This is a genomic window from Neisseria sp. HMSC31F04 (assembly GCF_001807735.1).
In the GTDB taxonomy this organism is placed as follows: Bacteria; Pseudomonadota; Gammaproteobacteria; order Burkholderiales; family Neisseriaceae; genus Neisseria; species Neisseria elongata.
Window position 1 is genome coordinate 19046 of record NZ_KV790809.1, and the last position, 15359, is coordinate 34404.

Genomic DNA, 15359 nt, shown 5'->3' on the forward strand with positions numbered 1-15359 from the left:
GAAAGCCGTCCGGCAAAGCGTTGGTGCTTTTTCAGACGGCCTTTTTGCGTCAGACGACGGCGTTCAGGTAGGAGAGGGTGATAAAGCGTTTTTCGCTGTCGATTTCGGCAATTTTGAGTTTGACCGTGGTGCGCGGCGGCAGTTCGGGCGGGATGCCGGTCGCGCGGACGACCAGCGGCAGGCCGTCGATGCGGACAAGGTCTTCTTTCAAGATTTGCGCCTGCGTTTCAACGGCGTTTTGCTGCTCCAGCCAGACGAGGCTCCAATAGCTTTCCAAGTCGCGCTGGAAATCCTGATAGGCGGTGTAGGCGGATTCGAAGTTGCCGACTTCGGCAAACAGGCCGGGATCGCCGTTTTTAAAGCGGGCTTCGGCGGCGGGGTCGATCAGGCTGATGAGTTGTTTTTGATTGACATAGTCGGCGGCGCGGCGTAGGGGCGAGGTAAACCAGCCGTAGTGTCGCACGCCCATGCCGATGTGCGGTTCGGATTTGGTGCTCATCCGTACTTTGCCCAAAGCCGGCTGGACGCGGAACAGGCCGGGCAGGCCGTTGTCGTGCAGCATTTCCGCCCAGGTGCTGTTGGCCAGAATCATCATTTCGCTCACCAGTGTGTCGATGAGCGAACCGCGTTCGCGCCTGCTGATTTGCACTTGGCCGTCTGAAAGCAGTTCGATGCCGTAGTCGTATTGCGGCGGCCGGTCGGGTTCGTATTTGCCGCGCTGTTTTTGCAATTCGACGGCCAGGCGGTAGAACCAGGCCAAGTCGTCGTGGTGCGGGAAGGCGTTGCCGCCCTCCAGGCCGGTTTCGCGGTTGAAGTGCGGTTCTATGGTTTGGATGCGCAGGTTGTCGGCAATGGCGACGCGCTCGATTTTGCATTCGGGCCTGCCCACGCGCCACCCGGCATCGACGTCGAAATAGATGCTGACGGCAGGCTGTGTTTTGCCTTCGTCCAGGCTGAAGGCCGCAACCCATTCGTCGGGCAGCATGGTGATTTTGCCGCCGGGGAAATAGGCGGTGCTTTGGCGTTGGAAGATGATTTTTTCCATGGCGTCGCCGGCCTGTACGGCCAGCGCGGGGGCGGCGATGTGGATGCCGATTCGGCGGCCGCCGTCCGGCAGGTTTTGCACGGAAAGCGCGTCGTCCACTTCGGTGGTGGAGTCGTCGTCGATGGAAAAGGCGGCGATGCCTTCGGCTTGCGGCAGGTCGGCGGTGTCGGGAACGGGCGGTGCGGCGCACTCTCGCGGGAAATGCCGCAGTTTGAAGCCGTCGAGCAGGTATTGCGGCAGGGATTGGATGCCGCCTGTTTGCTTCGCCAGTTCGTAAAACGAGAGTTTCAGGCTGTCGGCGGCTTTGGCAAAGGCTTTGTAGGTCAGCGACTGTTTGTCCGGCATGTGGAGGATGGCCGGCAGGTCGGCAGCGATTTCCGGCGGCAGTTCCCCGTTTTTCAGACGGCCTGTCCATTCCTCCATCAGGGCTTCCTGTTGTTTTTTGCGCTCGATGGCGGCCAGTGCCTGTTTCAGGGTTTCTTCCGGCGCGGCTTTGAAAACGCCTTTGGCTTTTTTGTAGAAGTACATCGGCGCGGCGTAGAGGGCGATCAGTGTCGCGGCGAGTTCGGTTTTGGACGGGGCGTGTCCGAAATATTCTTCGGCGGCGGCGGCGGCGGTGAATTCTTCTTCGCCGCAGGTTTCCCACAGCAGGTCAGTGTCGATTTCGGCGGCTTCGTTTTGCGCTTTTTCGAGAAAGGCGGGCATGTCGCCGTCAAACTCGGCAAAAACGTTGGCGGCTTTGACTTTGGTGCGCTTGCCGTGCTGGGTATCGGCCTGATAGGTGGAGTCGTTTTTCTGGATGACGGCGGCCACTTTGAATTGGCCGGATTCTTCGTAAAATATGTTCATGGTCGGGGGAGGGCTTTAAAACGGGATAAAGGCCGTCTGAAAAGGTTTTTCAGACGGCCTGGGAAATGGGCGGCACTCAGTCGGCAAACTGTTTTTTCATCCGTTCGCGGCGTTCCTGCGCTTCAACGGACAGGGTGGCGGTCGGCCGTGCCAGCAGGCGTTTGAGGCCGATGGGCTCGCCCGTGTCTTGGCAGTAGCCGTATTCGCCTTCGTCTATCAGGCGGATGGTGGCTTGGATTTTACCCAGCAGTTTGCGTTCGCGGTCGCGGGTGCGCAGTTCGAGCGCGTATTCTTCTTCCTGTGTGGCGCGGTCGGCCGGATCGGGAGCCGTTTCGTGCTTTTTCAGCTCGATGGCGGTGTTGGACGCGTTTTCAATCAGTTCGTCCTGTTGTTTGACCAGCAACTCGCGGAAAAACGCCAGCTGGTCTTCATTCATGTATTCTTCTTCCGGACCGTTCCAGTTGATGATGTCTTGTTCGGTCAGTTTGGCCATAACGGTTCCTCTTTTGGTTTTATGGTCTGAAATCGCCGCGCCGCAAAATCGGCTGCCGCAGGATTCGGTACAGATGGATTTCCGGCTGCCAATTGCTTGTAATGACTTCGGTTTTCGTCATAAACAGCCGCATCCGCGCCAAATGAGAGGCGGCATCATAGCATGATTTGCCGATTTAACCTTTATTTTTCATTTTATTACATTTTTTAATCATAGGCGTTGCCGCATTACCAAATCAGCCATAAGTTCAGCCTGCCGGTCAGTGCGGGTAGGGCTTGCGTCAGCCAGAGCCAAAGCAGTACCGACGGCGGAAGGGCGGAAAGTTTGCGCGGCAGGCGCAGGCCGGAAAACGGGCGGCATATGGGACGGCAGATGCGGTTTAGGCTGTCGGCCAAAGCATCGTTTTCCGTCTGCCGCAGGGCGTGGAGGAGCAGGCAGCAGAGCAGGGCGTATGCCGCCGCTTCGGAAAAAGCCAGCACGGCAAACAGCCAGGCGGCGGCAAAGCCTTTGCCGCCGGAGAACAAGGTTTCGTTGTTCAGCCATAACAGGGCGGTGCAGGCGGCATAATCGACGGCCGCTGCGGCCAGCAGGCAGGCACCGTCCCAACGGTGCAGCGGCGGGACGACCCGGCGCAGCGGTTCAACTAGGAAGTCGGTGGCACGGCGGCACAGCCGCAAGAGCGGATGGGAATGCGGCAGCTTTGCGGCCTGAAGCAGAAACCTTATCCAGCACAAGGTGGCAAACAGGCAGGCGGCCAGCAATATCGCGCGAACCCACATGTTCAGACGGCCTCAAACTGTTTGGCCAACTCCCGCGAACGGTTGACGCACGCCACCACGCCTTTGGTGATGGTTTCGGCAACTTGCCCGGCCTTAAAGGTTTCGATGGCCTCGTGGGTGGTGCCGCCTTTGGAGGTAACGTTTTGCTGCAATACGGCGAAATCCTCCCCTGTCTGCTCGGCCAATGCGACGGCTCCTTTGAAGGTTGCCAAACTCAGCCTGTGCGCCTCTTCTTCGCCGAACCCCTGCTGACGGGCCGCCTGTTTCAGCGCATCCAGCAGATAAAACACATAGGCCGGCCCGCTGCCGCTGATGCCGGTAATATCGTGCAGCCGCTCTTCGCCGTCGAGCCATACGGTGATGCCGACCGCACGCATAATACTGTCTGCCGCGGCTTTGTCTTGGTCGGAAACGCTGTCGTCGGCAAACATCCCCGACACCCCCAAACCGATTTTTCCCGGCGTATTCGGCATCACGCGGACAATGCGGCGCGTTCCGCCCAGATAGTGGCTTAAGGTGGCGATACTCAATCCGGCGGCGACGGACAACACCAGCGCGCCGTTGGTTTGCACGCCTTGGCAGGCGGCCTGCATGTCCTGCGGTTTGACCGCCAATACCAGCACGTCGTCCGCTGTCAGTTCGGGCAGCTTTTCAGATACGGACACGCCCAACTCCTCTGCCAGACGTTCGCGTTTTTCTTTGCCTCGGTTGGCAATGTGCACCCGATGGCCGCCCTGCCTGACCAATCCGCCCGCAATCGCGGCAGCCATATTGCCGCCGCCCAAGAAATAGATGTTCATTTTGCAACCCTCCTATCCTGTTCTATTCATGAGGCCGTCTGAAAAACATGTTCAGACGGCCTCATCACGATTTATTTGCTGTAATCCCGTCGGCCGAAAATCGCACTGCCGATGCGGACGTGGGTTGCACCGCATGCGACGGCAATCTCCATATCACCTGACATGCCCATAGACAATACGTCCGCCGCCACGCCTGCCGCATTCAATTCCGCCAACAGCGCCCGCATCCGGCCGAATGCTTCACGCAGTTCCGCCTCGCCGGCATCGGCCTTCGCCACGCACATCAACCCGCGCATTTTGAGGTTCGGCAACTTCGCCACTTCACAGGCCAGCGCAACCGCCTCATCCGGCGCGACACCGTGTTTGGCCGCCTCGCCCGCAATATTCACTTCGATGCACACCTGTAGCGGCGGCATTTCAGACGGCCTCTGCGTGCTCAAACGTTGGGCGGTTTTCAGACGGCCTATGGTATGTACCCAGTGGGCGCGTTCGGCCACGAATTTGGTTTTATTCGACTGCACGTCGCCGATGATGTGCCACACGATGTCGGACAAATCGGCCAAATCCTCGGTTTTTTCATACCATTCCTGAATATAGTTTTCGCCGAAATCGCGCTGTCCGGCGGCATACACTTCGCGGATGTTGCCGGCGGGAAAGGTTTTACCCACTGCCACCAGCCGCACGCTTTCAGACGGCCTGCCTGCCTCGGCGGCGGCACGGGCAATGCCCGAACATACATTTTGGTAATTCTGTTGCAGGGTTGTCATCTTAACTGCCTGTTATTCGTGATTTTTTAAAAAATACGCAGATTTACATGGAATAAAGCGTTATTCTTATTTAAAATACCATGTTATTTTTTGCAAGAAATTGTAACGTAAAAAGACAAAGGCCACATTATGCAAATTACCGACTTACTCGCGTTCGGCGTGAAAAACAAAGCATCCGACTTACACCTCTCTGCCGGTCTGCCGCCGATGATCCGCGTACACGGCGACGTTCGCCGCATCAACCTGCCCGAAATGAATGCCGAAGAAGTCGGCCACATGATCACCTCGGTGATGAATGACCTGCAACGTAAAAATTACCAGCAAAATCTGGAGACCGACTTTTCCTTCGAACTGCCCAACGTGGCCCGTTTCCGTGTGAACGCGTTCAATACCAACCGCGGCCCGGCCGCCGTATTTCGTACGATTCCGAGTAGAGTACTAACGTTGGAAGAACTGAAAGCCCCGCGCATTTTCCAAAAAATCTCCGAAAACCCGCGCGGCCTGGTGTTGGTAACCGGCCCGACCGGTTCGGGCAAATCCACCACGCTGGCGGCGATGATCAACTACATCAACGAAACCCAATCGTCCCACATCCTGACCATCGAAGACCCGATCGAGTTCGTGCACGAAAGTAAAAAATGTCTGATTAACCAGCGTGAATTGCATGAACATACCCACAGCTTCGCCAACGCCCTGCGTTCCGCCCTTCGTGAAGACCCGGATGTGATTCTGGTGGGTGAGATGCGTGACCCGGAAACCATCGGCCTCGCACTGACCGCCGCCGAAACCGGCCACTTGGTATTCGGTACGCTGCACACCACCGGCGCCGCCAAAACCGTAGACCGTATCGTCGACGTATTCCCTGCCGGCGAAAAAGAAATGGTGCGTTCGATGCTGTCCGAATCCCTGCGTGCGGTCATTTCGCAAACCTTGCTGAAGACGCGCGACGGACAAGGCCGTGTTGCCGCCCATGAAATCCTGATTTCCACCGCTGCCGTGCGCAACCTGATCCGCGAAAACAAAATCGCCCAAATCGGTTCCGCCCTGCAAACCGGCCAATCGCATGGCATGCAAACCCTCGACCAATCTTTGCAGGCCTTGGTACGCACCGGCGTCATCTCCCAAGAGACCGCCCGCGCCAAAGCACAAAACGCCGACTTTATGTAATTCACGGACGGAGAACCATCATGAGCGAAACACAAAATTTAAACAATCTGTTAAACGAAATCGTGGCGGATTACTCCGGTGGCGAAAACCCGCACCTGAAAAAAGACAGTCCGGCAGAAATCGGCAAACACCTGCACCCGATTTTGGCACGCATGTGCGAGGAAGCGGAAAAACGCGGTGCCTCGGATATCTTTATCAGCTCCGGTTTTCCTCCTTCGGTTAAAATCGACGGCAATATGATTCCCGTACCGCTGCCCGCATTAACCGCCATCGATACGGAAAAAATTGTTGCTTCCACCATGAATGAGCAGCAACAGGCCGATTTTGCAGAACAATTGGAAATCAACTATTCCGTCCAATCCAAAGGCAACGTGCGTTATCGTGTCAACGCCTATCACGAACAAGGCCGCTGCGGCTTGGTAATGCGCCGCATCAATACCGATATTCCTTCTGTGGAAGATTTGGCCCTGCCGTTGAAACTGAAAGAGTTGGTCATGCAGAAGCGCGGTCTGTTGGTTTTGGCCGGTGCCACCGGTTCGGGTAAATCCACCTCGATGGCAGCCATGCTTGACCACCGCAACCGCAACTTGGCCGGCCACATCATCACCATCGAAGACCCGATCGAATACCTGCACGTTCCACGCCGTTCCATCATTACCCAGCGCGAAATCGGCATCGATACCGCGAATTGGGAAATTGCCGTGCAAAGTGCGATGCGTCAGGCGCCGGATGTAGTCTGTGTGGGTGAGGTGCGTTCCGTAGACAGTATGGAATACGCCCTTCAGCTGGCGCAAACCGGCCACCTGTGTATCTTCACCATCCACGCCACCACGGCCAACCAAACCATCGAACGTATTATGAACCTGTATCCCGAAGAGCGGCATAAACAGGTATTGATTGATTTGGCGATGAACCTGGTGGGCATTATCGGCCAGCGTCTTGTGGTGAAAAAAGGCGGCAAAGGGCGTACTGCCATTGTTGATTTGATGATTAACACACCTGCCGTGCAAGACTTGGTATTTAAGGGCGATCTGATGGGCATTAAAGACCTGATGACGCGCGGCCAGGGCGACGGCATGCAAACTTTCGACCAGCACTTGTTCGACCTTTATGTTGCCGGCACCATCGACTATGACGAGGCCATCCGCCAGGCCGACTCTGCCAACGACTTGCGCCTGCGCATCCAGTTGTACGAAGAAGGCAATAAAACCGAGCACATTTTCGACCGTGTTAGCGATTTGAACCTGATTTAGCCTGGTTGGACAAATCCATAGGCGGCCTGCTTTTTCGACAGGCCGCCTGCTGTTGTAATTTGGATTTGAGGCCGTCTGAAAATGTTTTCAGACGGCCTCAAATCATTTATCTGCCCTGCCGTGTAAAACGCAAATTATGCCGTTCCGACACGAAACCGTGTAGCGGCATATCGTGTGTTTCGTGCGGCAGGCTGTCGGCAAGCTGGCAGGAAAAACCGACGGCGATGCGCAGCGGCCGTCCGAAACGGCAGCGCGCGAGAGTGGCATCGTAATAGCCGCCGTTTTGCCCCAGCCTGTAACCCTGCCGGTCGGCGGCAACCACGGGCAGCAGCATCACATCAAGCCGGTCGGCGCGGACTTTGCGTCCGGCAAACTGCGGCACATGCAGGCGGCTGCGGCCGCGTTTGCGTTCCGCCTGTGCGTTTGCGCAGTAAGGTGTGAACCACATCCGTTTCCTGTCCGGTTCGATATAGGGCAGGTAAACGGTTGCGCCGCGTTCTGAGGCCGTCTGAAAGAGGGCGGAGAGGTTCAGTTCGCTGCCCATTGCCCAGTAGGCGGCGATTTTTTTGCCCCGTTTGACCAGCGGTTTCAGACGGCGTATGACGGCCTGTTCTGCACGCCGGCGTTCGTTCCGCCCCAGGCGGTTGCGCTCGGTGCGGAACAGGCGGCGCAATTCGTTTTTTTGCTGCCTGACGGTTTGGTTCATGATGTTTGTCCTGTCGATGAAACAAGAGGCCGTCTGAATTTCAGACGGCCTCGAAACGGTTACAGCGCTTTCCAGCGTGCCTGCGATTCGCGGATGACGGCTTTGGCTTCTTCAATGTCGCCCCAGTGCTCCACTTTGGTCGTGCCCGGTTTTTTCAGGTCTTTGTAGTGGTTGAAGTGGAACTCGATCTGCTTGATCAGCTGCTGCGGCAGGTCGGCCAAACTGTTGTAAGCGTTGCCGGTATGGCGGTCGTCGGCGGGAACGACCACGATTTTGTCGTCCACTTCGCCGTCGTCGACAAACTTCATCACGCCGATGACTTTGGCTTCGAGGAAGATGCCGGTCGGCAGCGGGATGTCGGTGATGATGAGCGCGTCCAACTCGTCGCCGTCTTCGTCCAGCGTCTGCGGGATGAAGCCGTAGTTGGTCGGCTTGGCAAAGGCCAAAGGCTCGACACGGTCAAGCTGCATCACGGCCAGTTTGCGGTTCCATTCGATTTTGTGGTTTGAGCCTGCGGGGATTTCGACCACCACGTTGATGATGCCGCCGTCTACATCGCCTGCATCGAGAATCTGGTTGAAGTCAGCCATTTTATCGTCCTTTTCAATCGGGTTTGCAAAGCGGCCGATTATAGCAGGCCGTCTGAAAAAACGGCCGAATAATCTCGTGCCGCGCGGTATAATCGCCCTCCGTTCCCATTTGCAGAAAGAACCCGCCATGTGGCATATCGTCGCCATCGGCTATATTTTCGTTACCCTGATGTTTTCCATTGCCCAGCCCGGCCTGGCGCGCAAGTTGATTTATCTGACGTTTTTTACCATTTTGCCCACACTGTTTATGTTTTGGGCCGCTTTTATCCGTTTGCGCAACAAAAAAATGAAGCGTGAGGAAGAAGAAAACGACAGAACCTTGCCCGAATAAACCGTTCCCTATATAATCCCGCAGCTTTTTTTCTAAAAGCATTTTTTTATTTTCCCCAACGCTCGCACTTCGCGCCTTAAAGGGTGTCCCATGACGGGATTCTTGCGCGGGTGTCTGCAATAACCCTTTTAAAGGAAAACAAATGTCTCAAGTTACAATGCGTCAAATGCTGGAAGCCGGCGTACACTTCGGCCACCAAACCCGCCTCTGGAACCCGAAAATGGCCCAATACATTTTCGGTTCGCGCAACAAAATCCACATCATCAACCTGGAAAAAACCCTGCCGCTGTTCTTGGAAGCCCAAGAAGCCGTACGCCGCCTGGTTGCCAACAAAGGCAACATCCTGTTTGTCGGCACCAAACGTCAGGCCCGCGAAATCATCCGCGAAGAAGCCGAGCGCGCCGGTATGCCTTATGTGGATCACCGCTGGTTGGGCGGCATGCTGACCAACTACAAAACCGTTAAACAGTCCATCAAACGCTTGGAAGAAAAAACTGCCGTTTTGGCCAACGCCGAAACCAGCGGTTACAGCAAAAAAGAATTGCTGGACATGACCCGCGAAGTGGAAAAACTGGAACGCTCTCTGGGCGGTATCAAAAACATGAAAGGCCTGCCTGATGCCATTTTCGTCATCGACACCGGTTATCAGCACGGCACTTTGGTTGAAGCGGCCAAACTGGGCATCCCCGTTATCGCCGTTGTCGATACCAACAACAGCCCCGAAGGCGTGAAACACGTTATTCCGGGCAATGACGACTCAGCCAAAGCCATCCGCCTGTACTGCCGAGGCATCGCCGACGCGGTTCTGGAAGGTAAAAACCAAGCTCTGGCCGAAACCGTAGCCGCCGCACAGGCCGCTGCTGCTGCCGAATAAACCCGTTTGCACGGCAGGCCGTCTGAAAACCTTTCAGACGGCCTGAAACCTTAATAATTGGAGATAAAACATGGCTGAAATTACAGCAAAAATGGTTGCCGACCTGCGCGCCGCCACCGGTTTGGGCATGATGGAATGCAAAAAAGCATTGGTTGAAGCAGAAGGCAATTTCGAAAAAGCCGAAGAAATCCTGCGCATCAAATCCGGCGCGAAAGCGGGCAAACTGGCCGGCCGTACCGCTGCCGAAGGCGTATTGGCTTACGCCATCAATGGCAATGTCGGCGCATTGGTTGAAGTAAACTGCGAAACCGACTTCGTTGCTAAAGATGCAGGCTTCGTAGAATTCGCCAACTTCGTTGCGAAAACCGCTGCCGAGAAAAAACCGGCTACCGTTGAAGAACTGAGCGAACTGGTTGAAGCAGAACGCAAAGCCATCATCGCCAAATTGGGCGAGAACATGTCTGTCCGCCGCTTCCAAGTCATCGACACCGCCAACCAACTGGTTGCCTACATCCACGGTGCATTGGCTACCGAAGGCGTATTGGTTGAGTTTAAAGGCTCTGAAGACGTAGCGCGTAAAATCGGTATGCACATCGTTGCCGCCAAACCGCAATGCGTTACCGAAGCCGAAGTGGATGCTGAAACCGTTGAGAAAGAACGCCACATCTACACCGAGCAAGCCATCGCTTCCGGCAAGCCTGCCGAAATCGCCGCTAAAATGGTGGAAGGCCGTATCCGCAAATTCTTGGCCGAAATCACCCTGAACGGCCAAGCATTCGTCATGAACCCTGACCAAACCGTTGCCCAATTCGCTAAAGAAAACGGCACCGAAGTGGTCAGCTTCGTACGCTACAAAGTAGGCGACGGCATAGAGAAAAAAGCTGTCGACTACGCAGCCGAAGTTGCCGCTGCTGCTAAAGTGTAATATCGCTTTGCATGATAGAAAACACCCGCATTCCAGCGGGTGTTTTTGTTTGTCTTGTGTAGCGAAGATGAGGTTCGTTGCCATGAATACCGGGCAACGGGCGAAACGCTTTATTCATACGACTGTTGCTAGAGATAAGGTGTTGGTGCGGAGCCGTATTTACAATAAGCAGGTTATTTGTATCGTTACCGACTTTTGTATGGCCATACTCAGACCAAGCGGCTGTTCCAAAAATTATGAGTTTGATATTCATACTTTCAGACGGCCTGACTTGCCTGCTGCGGCTTCCGTTCAATATCTTTCCGCCTTATAACCGAACAGGCCGACAAATTTGCAGTTTCCCGCTTTTTTCGCAACGTTTCGGCAAACTTTGGAATTTCTGCCGGTCGGGTGTGAACAGGTTGTTTGCTTTGACGTGTGAATTATTTGATACTTCTGGTTTCATTTGTTTTTCAGTCATCATTCGGATGATTCCCCCCAATGGGGCAGGTTCGGGATTTCCAATCCGAACAATTCCAAGGCGCGGCCGACGCTGTGGATTAAAATATCGTCCACGCTTTGCGGCTTGTGATAAAAAGCGGGAACGGGCGGGAAAACGATGCCGCCCATTTCCGTTACCCGCCGCATATTGTCCAGATGTGCCAGATTCAGCGGCGTTTCGCGCACCATCAACACCAACCGCCGCCGCTCTTTCAGGGCGACATCCGCCGCCCGCGTCAAAAGGTTGTCGCCCCAGCCCTGCGCCACGGCCGCCAGCGTCCGCATCGAGCAGGGGGCGACCAGCATTCCCAGCGTTTGAAACGAACCGCTGGCAATCGGGGCGGCCAGGTTGCCGACCGGATACACCGCGTCGGCCAGCGCGTATACTTCTTCGCGGCACAAATCCGTTTCCTGCCCCCTTGTCAGCTCCGCCCCTTTGGACACTACCAGGTGCGTTTCCATATCCGCCGCCTGCCGCAAAAGCCGAAGCGCGGTGTGGCCGTATTGGAAACCGCTGGCGCCGCTGATGCCGACGACGATGCGTTGTTTTGCCATGAATATTCCTTTTTTGTTTTAGAGGCCGTCTGAAACCTTTCAGACGGCCTTTCGGGTTTAACGGTGCAGTGCGGCGGTTTTCAGCCAGGCCAGTATTTCGCGCGACAGTTTCCGCAGGTAGTTCGGCGTAGAATCGCCGCAGGAGCCCGAAGCATGAAGGCGGACGGTTTTGCCCGGCCAATGCCGTTTGGCCAGCCATTCGGCACGGGCGAGGTGGAAGGCATCGCTGACAATGATGATTTGTTCGGCATCGTGCAGCAGGGGCGCGCTGAAGGCGATGTTTTCGTAAGTGCTTTCGGAACGCGGTTCGATGCGGATTTTATCCGCAGGCACGCCCATGGATACGGCCATATCGCGCATGGCTTCGGCCTCGTTGCTGCCGTCGCCGTCGGTGCCGCCGCTCATCAGCAGCCCGCCGGCCAAGCCCTGCCTGTATAGGGCGACTCCCGCCTCCACCCGCGAACGCAAACAGGGATTGGGTGCGCCTTTGCGGTTTACCGAGTTGCCCAAGACGACGGCGATGTCGGCGGGCGTTGGATTTTCAGATGGCCTGCTTTCTGCCTTGAGTGCCCAAAGATGCAGTTGTGCCAGCGCGGCCGCCCAGCCGGTTAGGAAGACGATGGCGGAGACTATCAGTAGGCGTTTCATCGGGTCGGCCTTTGTCGGGTTTCGAGCCGGTCATGATAGCACAAGGCCGGGCCGCAGCGGATTGTCCGGCTGTATGTATTCGGCTATAATCGCGCCCGCTCTTGAGGGAGTAGCCGTCCGCGCGGCGTTTCGATTGCCGCCGGAACCCGTATCAACATATTTGCCGGCAATCGCGGCATGGTGCGGGTATCTTCTCCAACCGAAGACTGGCAAGACTTAAGGCATATCGTCTGTTCCGTGCGGGGACGGGCGGTGTGTCTTTTTTGTTGCCCGCACGGTTCGGAGCCTGATTATGGAAGCCTTCCTTTCTTCAACCTTCGGGGTGTTCATTGCCGAAATCGGCGATAAAACCCAGTTGCTCACTTTGTTTCTCGCCGCCCGTTTTGCACAAAAAAACGCCGTAATCGCAGGCATTTTTGCCGCCACGCTGCTAAATCATCTGGTGTCGGCCTGGTTGGGTGTATGGCTGGCCGCCTCGGTGTCGCCGGTTTTGGTAAAATGGATTGTCGGCCTCAGTTTTATCGCCGTCGGCCTCTGGCTGCTGAAACCCGATAAAGACGACGACGGCGACAACGGCCGCTGGCTGAAATACGGCGCGTTTGCCGCCACGCTGGTGTTGTTTTTCCTGGCCGAAATCGGCGATAAAACGCAAATCGCCACCGTGTTGCTGGCCGCCCGCTACAACGATTTGGCATGGGTCGTGTCAGGCAGCGTCCTCGGACTGATGCTGGCCAACGTGCCGGTTGCCTATCTGGGCGAAAAAATCATGGCGAAAGTACCTGCCGCCGCCGTCCGCCGTGCCGCCTGCCTGTTGTTCTGCCTGCTCGGCATACTGACCCTTGCGGGCGGCGGCATAGGCTTGTCCTGATGCCGGGCCGTCTGAAAAGTTTGCCAAAGCGGCTGCAGCGTTTAAACCGTCCAAACCTAAATTTACGCAGCGGCCGCTATAATCCCGCCCATTATCAAAACACACATCCAACCATGAAACTGCCTTATCTCGGCATTCTGCTCGGCACGGCACTCCTCTGCCATCCCGTGCAGGCCGTTACCTATATCTGCAAAATCGACGGAAAAGCCGCCTATTCCAGCGTGAAAATCAATTCGAGCTGCCAAAAGTCGCAAATGGACGGCATCAGCGAAGAGCGGCCTAAACAAAAAGCCCAAACGGGCGCGGCTTCCGATGTGGCGGTGGAAAACACCGACCGCGACGACATCAGCGAAATTTGGGAAGAGGCCACCTACGGCACTTACGACGACATCAAAATCTTGCCGCGTGTCAGCGACGGCCCGACCAACAGTGCCGCCCCCAAGCTGGAAGTCAAACTCCGCAACCAGCCGAAGGCACCGCTGAAAACCGCCCCTACCGGCCCTGCGCCGATTCGGACTGCCGCACCCATCTATAATGCGGCACCGTCCAAGCCCAAGCTCAGCCGCAACCAAATCCTGCAAAAGGAAATCGACAACGAACGTGCCGCCCTTGCCCGCACGCGCGGCCAACTCGAACTGACGCGGCAAAAAGGCGGCGACATCGGCGCGCTGAAACAAGCGGTGGACGACCGCGAAGCCAACATCCGCGCCATCGAGCGGGAGATGAAACGCTGAATCCGATGGCAATCCAATGAAAAGGCCGTCTGAAAACCTGAAAATCGGTTTTTCAGACGGCCTTTTCATTGGTGGGCTGTGGGGTGGTGTTAGTTTTGTCATAAGGGAAAGGAGGCCGTCATCACCGTGGAAGCCGCCGGCCATACCTTTGCCTTTATCGCCGAGGAATACGGCGACACCCGCCGCTTCGGCCAAAAAGACTACACCGTTTCAGGTCGCAGCCTGACCGCCTACCTCGGCGCGGACTACGGCAAACCGGGCAGCGGCACTTATCAAAACGCCGCCTATGCCCGCCAAATCGCCGACGCACAGCTTGAGTTCAGCGGCTTTAAAGTCATCGGCTGGCACATCCCCGACTGGTTGGTGGCGGGCGGCAGCTACGCCGTGACCGGCAAAACACCGATGGCCGTTTTGCAGGAGCTGGCCAAAGCGGCGGGCGGTTTCGTCGAAAGCGATCCGCACCTGCCCGTCATCCGCATCAAACCGCGCTGGCCGAAGGCCGCCTGGCAGATTGCCGAAGCCGAGCCCGACGCAACCGTGCCGTCGTCCGTCATCCTGCAAATCGGCGGTCAGCGTACCGTTTCCGAACGCTGCAACGGCGTGTTCGTTTGGGCGGAACACGCCAAAGGCCGCGCCGGCGACGTATACCGTCAGGGCAGCAGCCGGGAACCGCGCGCCGCCGCCCTGACCGATACCCTCTACACCGATACCGACGTTTTAACGGCGGCCGGCATGGCGGCCTTGAGCGATACCGGCATTCACAAAACCGAAACCGTACAGATGCCCGTATCGGAAAAATACGGCATCCCCTTGGCGCAGCTCGGCCAAATCTGGCAGATACAGGAGCCGGAAGGCCACTGGCAGGGTGTGATTACCGGCATCACGCTGACCGTCGAAACCGAAAACGGCGCGCCGAAAATCACACAAAGCGCGGTAATCGACCGCTATATGGACAAATAAGGGAAAGATTGAAAATGAACGTCTTGCAAAGGCTGAACGCCGTCTTGGACAGGAAAAGCACGGGCGTGGCGAAAATCACGGGACACCTCGGCGGCAATGCCTGGGCGGCGCAAAGCCAAACGGGCGGCAACCTGATACTGACGGGCGAAGCGGAGGTGGGCGGACGGGTGTTTTACGATCAGCACACCAACCGCATCACAGGCCGCGCCCCCGATTTGGCCGTTACCGACCTGCCGCTGGTTTGATGCAGCACGACCGGCCCGAAAAGGCCGTCTGAAAACATACAATAAGAAATATCTCATCTAAAGAGGGACGGCGACACACCGGTGCGGGAACACCGATGCGCCAGCCAAGCGGAAAGCACCCGCATGACTTCGAGGCCGTCTTGCCTGTACAGGCAGCGGCGATTGTAAACCAATCGGAGACCATGCACCATGACTATCTACCGCGAACTGCGCTGCGCAGCCTGCAGCAAATTACTGGCCGTTGGCAACGGCACCGTACAAATCAAGTGCCAACGCTGCAAAACAGTAAA

20 protein-coding genes are annotated in these 15359 nt (G+C 56.5%); 10 read left to right on the forward strand and 10 right to left on the reverse strand.

The genetic code is table 11. The features are described from left to right. Positions 1–49: 49 nt before the first annotated feature. The 5 genes from HMPREF3107_RS07030 to HMPREF3107_RS07050 all read right to left on the reverse strand — a co-directional run bounded on the left by HMPREF3107_RS07030 (position 50) and on the right by HMPREF3107_RS07050 (position 4733). Positions 50–1894, reverse strand: coding sequence for a ribonuclease catalytic domain-containing protein (locus HMPREF3107_RS07030; protein ID WP_070454562.1), 1845 nt, complete (start codon positions 1892–1894; stop codon positions 50–52). A gap of 76 nt (positions 1895–1970) precedes the next feature. After that, the gene (gene dksA, locus HMPREF3107_RS07035) at positions 1971–2387 is read right to left on the reverse strand and encodes an RNA polymerase-binding protein DksA (RefSeq protein ID WP_049254607.1); all 417 of its coding nucleotides are present in this window, start codon (positions 2385–2387) and stop codon (positions 1971–1973) included. A 227-nt stretch (positions 2388–2614) separates the two neighbouring features. Next, on the reverse strand, positions 2615–3166 hold the full coding sequence (locus HMPREF3107_RS07040) for a YggT family protein (RefSeq protein WP_070454564.1): 552 nt from the start codon (positions 3164–3166) through the stop codon (positions 2615–2617). Positions 3167–3168: 2 nt separating this feature from the next. Continuing rightward, on the reverse strand, positions 3169–3966 hold the full coding sequence (gene proC, locus HMPREF3107_RS07045; RefSeq protein WP_070454566.1) for a pyrroline-5-carboxylate reductase: 798 nt from the start codon (positions 3964–3966) through the stop codon (positions 3169–3171). A 71-nt stretch (positions 3967–4037) separates the two neighbouring features. Next, positions 4038–4733: a YggS family pyridoxal phosphate-dependent enzyme gene (locus HMPREF3107_RS07050; protein ID WP_070454568.1), complete on the reverse strand. Its 696-nt coding sequence runs from the start codon at positions 4731–4733 to the stop codon at positions 4038–4040. 129 nt (positions 4734–4862) lie between these two features. On the opposite strand from HMPREF3107_RS07050, the gene HMPREF3107_RS07055 reads away from it, so the two are divergent. After that, positions 4863–5900 carry a type IV pilus twitching motility protein PilT gene (locus tag HMPREF3107_RS07055; RefSeq protein WP_070454570.1) on the forward strand — a complete coding sequence of 346 codons (1038 nt, stop codon included), beginning with the start codon at positions 4863–4865 and terminating at the stop codon, positions 5898–5900. Positions 5901–5920: 20 nt separating this feature from the next. After that, positions 5921–7153, forward strand: coding sequence for a PilT/PilU family type 4a pilus ATPase (locus HMPREF3107_RS07060; RefSeq protein ID WP_070454573.1), 1233 nt, complete (start codon positions 5921–5923; stop codon positions 7151–7153). A gap of 106 nt (positions 7154–7259) precedes the next feature. Here HMPREF3107_RS07060 and HMPREF3107_RS07065 read toward each other — a convergent pair whose 3' ends face one another. Both HMPREF3107_RS07065 and HMPREF3107_RS07070 read right to left on the reverse strand, forming a co-directional pair. Next, positions 7260–7859, reverse strand: coding sequence for a 5-formyltetrahydrofolate cyclo-ligase (locus tag HMPREF3107_RS07065; protein WP_070454575.1), 600 nt, complete (start codon positions 7857–7859; stop codon positions 7260–7262). Positions 7860–7918: 59 nt separating this feature from the next. Next, positions 7919–8449, reverse strand: a complete 531-nt coding sequence (locus HMPREF3107_RS07070) for an inorganic diphosphatase (protein ID WP_070454577.1) — start codon at positions 8447–8449, stop codon at positions 7919–7921. A gap of 127 nt (positions 8450–8576) precedes the next feature. Between HMPREF3107_RS07070 and HMPREF3107_RS07075 the strand changes: the two genes are divergently transcribed. The 3 genes from HMPREF3107_RS07075 (at position 8577) to tsf (ending at position 10579) form a co-directional block, all read left to right on the forward strand. Next, positions 8577–8780 carry a hypothetical protein gene (locus tag HMPREF3107_RS07075; protein WP_003775558.1) on the forward strand — a complete coding sequence of 68 codons (204 nt, stop codon included), beginning with the start codon at positions 8577–8579 and terminating at the stop codon, positions 8778–8780. A gap of 142 nt (positions 8781–8922) precedes the next feature. Continuing rightward, positions 8923–9654, forward strand: coding sequence for a 30S ribosomal protein S2 (gene rpsB / locus HMPREF3107_RS07080; RefSeq protein WP_049252426.1), 732 nt, complete (start codon positions 8923–8925; stop codon positions 9652–9654). A 70-nt stretch (positions 9655–9724) separates the two neighbouring features. Beyond that, the gene (tsf, locus tag HMPREF3107_RS07085; RefSeq protein WP_070454579.1) at positions 9725–10579 is read left to right on the forward strand and encodes a translation elongation factor Ts; all 855 of its coding nucleotides are present in this window, start codon (positions 9725–9727) and stop codon (positions 10577–10579) included. Here tsf and HMPREF3107_RS11885 read toward each other — a convergent pair. The 3 genes from HMPREF3107_RS11885 to HMPREF3107_RS07095 form a co-directional block, all read right to left on the reverse strand. Continuing rightward, complete coding sequence (locus HMPREF3107_RS11885) at positions 10569–10832, reverse strand: hypothetical protein (RefSeq protein ID WP_141742851.1); 264 nt, start codon at positions 10830–10832, stop codon at positions 10569–10571. The two genes, tsf and HMPREF3107_RS11885, sit on opposite strands and share 11 nt — an antisense overlap. A 206-nt stretch (positions 10833–11038) precedes the next feature. After that, positions 11039–11614 carry a UbiX family flavin prenyltransferase gene (locus tag HMPREF3107_RS07090; protein ID WP_070454581.1) on the reverse strand — a complete coding sequence of 192 codons (576 nt, stop codon included), beginning with the start codon at positions 11612–11614 and terminating at the stop codon, positions 11039–11041. Positions 11615–11671: 57 nt separating this feature from the next. Then, on the reverse strand, positions 11672–12262 hold the full coding sequence (locus tag HMPREF3107_RS07095; RefSeq protein ID WP_070454583.1) for a YdcF family protein: 591 nt from the start codon (positions 12260–12262) through the stop codon (positions 11672–11674). Positions 12263–12554: 292 nt separating this feature from the next. Here HMPREF3107_RS07095 and HMPREF3107_RS07100 point away from each other — a divergent pair, with 292 nt between their 5' ends. From HMPREF3107_RS07100 to HMPREF3107_RS11545, 5 genes are all read left to right on the forward strand, one after another. After that, complete coding sequence (locus tag HMPREF3107_RS07100; protein WP_070454585.1) at positions 12555–13130, forward strand: TMEM165/GDT1 family protein; 576 nt, start codon at positions 12555–12557, stop codon at positions 13128–13130. 113 nt (positions 13131–13243) lie between these two features. Next, positions 13244–13864: a hypothetical protein gene (locus HMPREF3107_RS07105; protein ID WP_070454593.1), complete on the forward strand. Its 621-nt coding sequence runs from the start codon at positions 13244–13246 to the stop codon at positions 13862–13864. A gap of 126 nt (positions 13865–13990) precedes the next feature. After that, positions 13991–14824 carry a hypothetical protein gene (locus HMPREF3107_RS07110; RefSeq protein ID WP_070454587.1) on the forward strand — a complete coding sequence of 278 codons (834 nt, stop codon included), beginning with the start codon at positions 13991–13993 and terminating at the stop codon, positions 14822–14824. 14 nt (positions 14825–14838) lie between these two features. Further along, entirely contained in the window at positions 14839–15069 is a 231-nt protein-coding gene (locus tag HMPREF3107_RS07115; RefSeq protein ID WP_070454589.1) for a hypothetical protein, read from the forward strand. Between the two features lie 189 nt (positions 15070–15258). After that, positions 15259–15359 (forward strand): zinc finger domain-containing protein (locus HMPREF3107_RS11545; RefSeq protein WP_083284645.1); only part of this gene is annotated, 101 nt, incomplete at its 3' end.

Coding starts and splice junctions, on each gene's coding strand:
- HMPREF3107_RS07030 (WP_070454562.1), bottom strand. CDS start 1,894: ATGAACATATTTTACGAAGAATCCGGCCAATTCAAAGTGGCCGCCGTC.
- dksA (WP_049254607.1), bottom strand. CDS start 2,387: ATGGCCAAACTGACCGAACAAGACATCATCAACTGGAACGGTCCGGAA.
- HMPREF3107_RS07040 (WP_070454564.1), bottom strand. CDS start 3,166: ATGTGGGTTCGCGCGATATTGCTGGCCGCCTGCCTGTTTGCCACCTTG.
- proC (WP_070454566.1), bottom strand. CDS start 3,966: ATGAACATCTATTTCTTGGGCGGCGGCAATATGGCTGCCGCGATTGCG.
- HMPREF3107_RS07050 (WP_070454568.1), bottom strand. CDS start 4,733: ATGACAACCCTGCAACAGAATTACCAAAATGTATGTTCGGGCATTGCC.
- HMPREF3107_RS07055 (WP_070454570.1), top strand. CDS start 4,863: ATGCAAATTACCGACTTACTCGCGTTCGGCGTGAAAAACAAAGCATCC.
- HMPREF3107_RS07060 (WP_070454573.1), top strand. CDS start 5,921: ATGAGCGAAACACAAAATTTAAACAATCTGTTAAACGAAATCGTGGCG.
- HMPREF3107_RS07065 (WP_070454575.1), bottom strand. CDS start 7,859: ATGAACCAAACCGTCAGGCAGCAAAAAAACGAATTGCGCCGCCTGTTC.
- HMPREF3107_RS07070 (WP_070454577.1), bottom strand. CDS start 8,449: ATGGCTGACTTCAACCAGATTCTCGATGCAGGCGATGTAGACGGCGGC.
- HMPREF3107_RS07075 (WP_003775558.1), top strand. CDS start 8,577: ATGTGGCATATCGTCGCCATCGGCTATATTTTCGTTACCCTGATGTTT.
- rpsB (WP_049252426.1), top strand. CDS start 8,923: ATGTCTCAAGTTACAATGCGTCAAATGCTGGAAGCCGGCGTACACTTC.
- tsf (WP_070454579.1), top strand. CDS start 9,725: ATGGCTGAAATTACAGCAAAAATGGTTGCCGACCTGCGCGCCGCCACC.
- HMPREF3107_RS11885 (WP_141742851.1), bottom strand. CDS start 10,832: ATGAATATCAAACTCATAATTTTTGGAACAGCCGCTTGGTCTGAGTAT.
- HMPREF3107_RS07090 (WP_070454581.1), bottom strand. CDS start 11,614: ATGGCAAAACAACGCATCGTCGTCGGCATCAGCGGCGCCAGCGGTTTC.
- HMPREF3107_RS07095 (WP_070454583.1), bottom strand. CDS start 12,262: ATGAAACGCCTACTGATAGTCTCCGCCATCGTCTTCCTAACCGGCTGG.
- HMPREF3107_RS07100 (WP_070454585.1), top strand. CDS start 12,555: ATGGAAGCCTTCCTTTCTTCAACCTTCGGGGTGTTCATTGCCGAAATC.
- HMPREF3107_RS07105 (WP_070454593.1), top strand. CDS start 13,244: ATGAAACTGCCTTATCTCGGCATTCTGCTCGGCACGGCACTCCTCTGC.
- HMPREF3107_RS07115 (WP_070454589.1), top strand. CDS start 14,839: ATGAACGTCTTGCAAAGGCTGAACGCCGTCTTGGACAGGAAAAGCACG.